Origin of the sequence: Phenylobacterium sp. (assembly GCF_031181185.1) — a bacterium.
Lineage (GTDB): Bacteria > Pseudomonadota > Alphaproteobacteria > Caulobacterales > Caulobacteraceae > Phenylobacterium.
This window is the reverse complement of the sequence record NZ_JAPSKZ010000289.1, coordinates 1-2,665: the sequence shown is the minus strand read 5'-3', so window position 1 is coordinate 2,665 and position 2,665 is coordinate 1. Positions and strand designations below refer to the sequence as shown.

Sequence of the window (2,665 nt, the reverse complement as noted above, 5' to 3'; positions counted from 1 at the left end):
AGGCCGCCGACCGGAGCCGGAGCGCCCCGGCGCCGGTCGGCGGCCTTGACGCGCTGGCCGGGACGGCCGTGGCACTGGCGCGGGGGCTGTTCCCGCTGGAGAAGCCGGTGCGGCTGCTCGGCGTCACGGTGTCGGGGTTCGAGGCTGCGGAGCCCGATCCCGGCACCCAGGCCGCCTTCGACTTCCGGCAGGCGTCCGACACCGGCAGCCTGCCGTCGAATCCAGGGACGTGATGCCGCCGCGGAGCGGCTACCGGGAGCCGGGCACCACGCCCAGCTTGGCTGCCATCCGCGCCTTCGCGTCGCCGACCTCGATCGTGGCGGCCACCAGCCGCCGATAGGCGGCATCGAGGGCGGCGACGGTGGGGCCGTTCTTCAGGCAGGCCGAGACGCGTGCGGCAGCCCCCGAGCGCCTCTGGAGCGCCGAGCAGAGCTCAGCCGAGTCGCCCGGGCACGCCGGGTAGGTCTGGGTGAAGGAGTTGAAGGTGCGCATGGCCTGTGTCCCGTCAGAGGTTGTCGGGCGAACAGGGTCGCCTCCCGTGAATACCGGCGGAGGCCGCTTTCTCGGAAGAACCGTCATTCACGAATCCGTGAGGTAAGGGGAAGGCTCGGGCGGACCCTGAAGAACACGCGCCCGCGATCAAAAGCCTTCCGAAACGACAAACACTCAGGGTAGCATCTTCCTATAGGCATCTATCGCCATAGGGGGAGACGATGGACGGGGAAGCCGAGGGGAACGGGCATCAGCCCGAGAAGCGGCAGTTCCTCGTAGTCATCGACGCCGAGGTCATACGCCGGACCAAGATCCTGGCCATCGAGCGCCGGGTGTCGGCCTCGAGCCTGGTCCAGCGGGCGCTCGAGGACCTGCTCGAGCGCGAGGCCGCCGCCCCCGCGGCGCAGGGCGCCTGAGCCGAGGGACCGACCATGCTTCTCACCGTCCGCGACGCCTGCCGTCCGCACCCCAGCGTCCTCCGGGCCGACCCGGAGCCGGACATCGAGGACATCGCCCAGGTCATCCGGGCCGCCGAGAAGGACGCGGAAGCCTTCTTCTCGCGGAACCACGTCACCGGCGGCATGCGGCAGATGTTCGAGCTCGGCATCGCCCGGCTCGACGGCCGCAGCGAGCAGGCGGTCTACACGCTCACGCAGGCCATGGGCGGTGGCAAGACGCACCTGATGGTCGCCTTCGGCCTGATCGCGAAGACCCCCGCCCTGCGGACCAGGGTGCTCGACGCCTCGGGCATCAAGGCCCCCAGCGGCTTCGGCGCCGCCCGTGTCGTGGCCTTCTCCGGCCGGACCAACCCGGACCACTTCATTTGGGGCGAGATCGCCAGCCAACTCGGCAATGCGGACGCCTTCGCCAAGTTCTGGCAGTCCGGCCCGAAGGCGCCCGACGAGAAGGACTGGATGGCGCTGATCGGCGGCCAGCCGACCCTCATCCTGCTCGACGAGCTGCCGCCCTGGCTCGACAACGCCCAGACCATGGCGGTCGGCCAGGGTACGCTGGCCAACGTCGCCACCTACGCGCTGGCGAACCTGCTCTCGGCGGCCATCAAGCTGCCGCGCTGCATGGTGGTCGTCTCCAACCTGTCCGCCGCCTACCAGGGGGCGAGCAAGAGCCTCGCGCAGGTGCTGTCCAACCTCGATCAGGAGGTCCGGCGCAGCGCGAAGGAGATCACCCCGGTCGCGCTGAACTCCAACGAGATCTTCGAGATCCTGCGCCGACGGCTGTTCGAGCACATCGATCGCGCCCAGGCCGACAAGGTGGCCGACGCCTACGCGAACGCCATGAACGAGGCCGTCCGCTCACGGATGGTCGCCAAGACGCCGGAGCAGTTCGCGGAGGAGATCCACCGCTGCTACCCGTTCCATCCGCGCCTGCGCGACGTCGTGGCGATGTTCAGGAACAACGAGAAGTTCCGGCAGACGCGCGGCCTGCTGCGGATGGTCAGCCGCATCGTGCGCGACGTCTGGAAGCCGGAGCGCCCGAACACGGTGCACCTCATCGGGGTCCAGCACATGGACCTTAACGACCCGGACATGCGGAACGAGGTGCTGCCGCTCTCCGACCTGCAGGAGGCGATCGCCAAGGACATCGCCGACAACGGGCAGGCGCACGCCGAGACGGTGGACCGCGAGGCCGGGACGGACGCCGGGAGCCAGGTCGCCAACGTCATCCTGGCCGCCTCGCTGATGCGTGGCCTTGACGCCAAGGCGGGCCTGACGCGCGACCAGGTGGTGGAGTGCCTCGTCGCTCCGGGGCGTTCGGCCGACGAGTTCGCCGCCGCCTTTGACGCGCTGGCGAAGGAGGCTTGGTACCTGCACCGGGGCGCCGGAGACGTGGTCTACTTCGCCCCGCAGGAGAACATCACCAAGCGGCTCCAGAGCGAGGCCGAGAAGGCCCCGCAGAACCGCATCGACCAGGGCATCGCCGAACGACTGAGGCACGTCTTCGCGCCAGCCGGTCAGGGCAAGGCATACCAGGACGTCCTGCCGCTGCCCGAGATCGGCGACATCGACCTGTCGAAGGACAGGAAGCTCATCGTCATCAGCCCGGACAGCAAGCTGCCGCCCGAGATGGCAGAGAAGCTGTTCTCTGGCTTCGTGCAGAAGAACAACTTCCTCGTGGTGACGGGCGGCGCCACACATTTCGCCAGCCTCGAGCA

4 protein-coding genes are annotated in these 2,665 nt (G+C 69.2%); 3 read left to right on the top strand and 1 reads right to left on the bottom strand.

What is annotated here, in order from left to right; all coding sequences use genetic code 11:
- Positions 1 to 233 (top strand): hypothetical protein (locus RIF93_RS19980; protein ID WP_375163908.1); only part of this gene is annotated, 233 nt, incomplete at its 5' end.
- 16 nt (positions 234 to 249) lie between these two features.
- On the opposite strand, the gene RIF93_RS19975 is transcribed toward RIF93_RS19980, so the two are convergent.
- A complete protein-coding gene (locus tag RIF93_RS19975; RefSeq protein ID WP_309093195.1) occupies positions 250 to 492 on the bottom strand; it encodes a hypothetical protein in 243 nt (80 codons plus the stop codon).
- A gap of 221 nt (positions 493 to 713) precedes the next feature.
- Between RIF93_RS19975 and RIF93_RS19970 the strand changes: the two genes are divergently transcribed.
- Positions 714 to 908, top strand: a complete 195-nt coding sequence (locus RIF93_RS19970; protein WP_309093194.1) for a hypothetical protein — start codon at positions 714 to 716, stop codon at positions 906 to 908.
- Positions 909 to 923: 15 nt separating this feature from the next.
- Positions 924 to 2,665 (top strand): DUF499 domain-containing protein (locus tag RIF93_RS19965; protein WP_309093193.1); only part of this gene is annotated, 1,742 nt, incomplete at its 3' end.